The sequence below is a fragment of the Candidatus Micrarchaeota archaeon genome (assembly GCA_021163225.1).
Taxonomy (GTDB): Archaea; Micrarchaeota; Micrarchaeia; order Anstonellales; family JAGGXE01; genus JAGGXE01.
Genome location: JAGGXE010000053.1, coordinates 1 through 3,018 on the forward strand (window position 1 = coordinate 1; position 3,018 = coordinate 3,018).

The 3,018-nt window shown below is 39.8% G+C and carries 3 protein-coding genes; 1 reads left to right on the top strand and 2 read right to left on the bottom strand.

All coding sequences use genetic code 11. The annotated features are described in order from the left end of the window. A partial coding sequence (gene truD, locus J7K41_03820) for a tRNA pseudouridine(13) synthase TruD (protein MCD6549804.1) occupies positions 1-1,184 on the bottom strand: 1,184 nt, incomplete at its 3' end. Positions 1,185-1,583: 399 nt separating this feature from the next. Here truD and J7K41_03825 point away from each other — a divergent pair. Beyond that, positions 1,584-1,988 (top strand): hypothetical protein, encoded by a 405-nt coding sequence (locus J7K41_03825; GenBank protein MCD6549805.1) that lies wholly within the window; start codon positions 1,584-1,586, stop codon positions 1,986-1,988. Between the two features lie 179 nt (positions 1,989-2,167). Here J7K41_03825 and J7K41_03830 read toward each other — a convergent pair whose 3' ends face one another. Next, positions 2,168-2,785: a hypothetical protein gene (locus J7K41_03830; protein ID MCD6549806.1), complete on the bottom strand. Its 618-nt coding sequence runs from the start codon at positions 2,783-2,785 to the stop codon at positions 2,168-2,170. Between the last annotated feature and the right edge of the window lie 233 nt (positions 2,786-3,018).

Consider the following 3,018-nt stretch of genomic DNA (forward strand, 5'->3'; position numbering starts at 1 on the left):
GTGTAGAACGGTCTAAAACTGCCTGCAGTTTGCAATTCTGGTAAACTTGTATCTGAAAAATCTTCTGATGAGAGGTTCAGTTTGTCCAGGATCTTTTCTTCTGATTCGTTGAGCTGTGAATGTTTCCCGATAAGGTTTATGCATAACCATTCATCGCCTCTTTTGTAGATGTCTGGAAACCCGTATCTGTCCGTGGCACACATGTACTCGTTTTCGAACGGTTCATCTTTGGATGTAGCCATTCTTTCCAAAACCTCTATGTTGAAGATGTACGATTGAAGACTGTGTACAAACATTTGGAGAGAAGTCTTCGGCAATTTTCTGAGAGCGCCAATGTAATCTCTGGGGTGTTGGGCGAGGTGATGGAGAATTATATGTTCTAATCTGAGGAACCTGGGATATTCGTGTACGGCTCGGGAGTAGTTCCCAGATTCCTTTAATCTATCCCTGGCCTTGATAACAGATGTGTTTCTTTCATTCTCGGTATCTGTTAGAAACATCAGAACTGCCTCTTTGAACATACCTTTCAGCAAAAGATAACCTATTATGTGGTTATTGTATCTGTTACCGAACCTCTGGATACCGAACAGGTTAGGTATGATTTGCGGCAGTTCCCCCCTGCTCTCGGGTTTAAAGCCTTTTCCGTAAGTCATTACTACTGTGAACCTGTTGGCTATGAGGTCTCCCAACTGAACAGGCACATCTGAATACCACATCCCGTTTATCTTGATATCTTTTATGTTCAATTTTGACAGGTCTTCCTTTCTTATATTGAATCCTGAGACGAGTTGCGTAGTGATCGCAACCTTATCTTTGGTGCCTGCAAAACCGAATCGTTTCCACGAAACCCTTAACCGTTTTGCGATTGTTTTTATGGCTGCAAACGTGTCCCAATTCCTCTTCTGCAGAACAAATATCAAATATTTGTTGCCGAAGTCTTTACACTCGATTTTTCGGTCTTTTTCCAGCACTACCCAATTCTTGATAGATATTTTGCGAACGGGCGCGATCTCCGGTGAAACTATTTCTTCAACGACAAAATCCTCTGGGTGTTCCTTTATCTTGATCCTGTCTAGTTCAAGCCCTTTCACATCGTACAGTGTATTAAACCTCTTTTTAACCGATTCTACGTCTATGTCCACCATCCTAATCACTTTTACATCATCACTTTTATATCTGTGCATTTGCCTTTGTGAAAAATTCTTTATAAAAATGGTTCTCGGTGAGGTTGGATGAGAGATAAGGCGCGAACAGAATTTATGAGGGTTGATTGTTAAGGATGGGTGTCTTTGTGAATAAATCTTTATAAAATTAATTCGCTGAGTTGGAGATGGTAAAAAGAAAAGTAAGATGGTTAGTTGTCTGGAAGATATTGGGAATAAAAGAGTATGAGAATATGAGAAAAGATACTACGAGAATGAGTGATGAGGTCGGTAGATAGTTCAGTATAAAACATAATTCTCCGCATCGAGTTGATTGGATTTATTCACAATTGCAAAGGATGGTGGGAATGGCACGCGCTTTTAAAACTTATTTGCTCAATAATTCGTGTTTATGCATATTTTTTTGTTAAGGGTGATGCCATGGATAATAAGAAAAAACAACAATTAAAATATGTGATAAACCCTTCCTCTGGTCATTTCAGATTCTTCCTTGGGTTAAGTGTTCTGTGCATCCTTTTAATCGTATGGTACTTGACTCACGGATATTTCGGTCCAGTTGCGGATGAACAGTTTGCAAAATGTCTTGCTTCGAAAGGAGTTGTGATGTACGGCGTAGATTCGTGTCATTACTGTACAATACAGAAGGCGATGTTTGGTAACAATTTTAGGTATATCCATTATATCGAATGTAGGAAGGAAAGGGAGAGATGTTTGGAAGACGGTGTTACCCTGTACCCAACCTGGGTCATCAACGGAACGAAAAATCCGGGACTTAAACACCTAGACGAATTGGCCGCGTTGACGGGATGTCATCTTACTTCGTGAACACACGTCTTTTCCACAGCTGTACGAGTTTGACATTTTTTAAATCGATAAGAAGAACTGGTGGTGCTGGATAAAGTTTTAATATGCGTTTGTCCAAAATAAGAAACAATGATGAAATGAACAACCGCTGAGAATCCTTTTGGATTTGATGATGAGGCTAACAGCGGCTGAACAAAAGCTTATAAATTCCTTTTTCGAACAAACTCCTGGAATAGTTCTACAACTTCAAACTCTTCCCCTGATAGCATCGGAGGGTACAGCGAGTAGAAGTATTTTATCAGATGCAATAACTCCTTGAGTTCATCATCGTCACCTTCTATGAGCATTGCGTACACATCTTTTTTGGCAATAGCATCGAACTTCGAATTTATCTTTCCGGCCAACACATCTACCCTACGAACCTCATTCATCGTGAAAGTGAGCGGCACTTTGAGATGTCTGCTCATAAACTCTTTCAAGACATATGGATCCTTTTTGAAATAGGCAACCTGCACCATCATGTTGTAAGGTGCAAACTCATTCTTTTCGTCCGGGTCGAACAGGCATCTTCCTTGGATAAATCCACCGTTTTCCACTTCTATGGCAAGGTATTCCGGAAGACCTAGTTTTATTACCCATTCCGATTTTGCTATCGGTCTGACCAGCCCGTTATCTTTCTTAACATACATTATCTTTTTACGTATGGGTACCGGTTCTACCAGGACCGAATGCTCTATTATATGTTTGATTAACTTATGTGCAAAAGGATGTCTCTTTTTATGTTCGAGATGTTTCTTGATGAGTTCGGTATCATTCATAGAACACACCATCCATCAAGTAACAACAATAAATATCGTGCATTTGTCCTTTTTATATCTATCGCAGGTCAAGATAACTAACTGTCCTACACTTCCCTTTTCCCCACACTCCGTAACTCTGTGGATCAATTTTACAAAGAATTGTACGCAAGGGCGGTTTCCATACGATAGAAGTAAAATTCAGTGGTTTTCCAGTGGTATGATAGAAAAGTTTAATAATGTGACAGTTTTTA

What these genes read in the sequence shown, in the direction of transcription:
- J7K41_03830 (MCD6549806.1), bottom strand. Translation starts at nt 2,785, where the DNA reads ATGAATGATACCGAACTCATCAAGAAACATCTCGAACATAAAAAGAGA.
- J7K41_03825 (MCD6549805.1), top strand. Translation starts at nt 1,584, where the DNA reads ATGGATAATAAGAAAAAACAACAATTAAAATATGTGATAAACCCTTCC.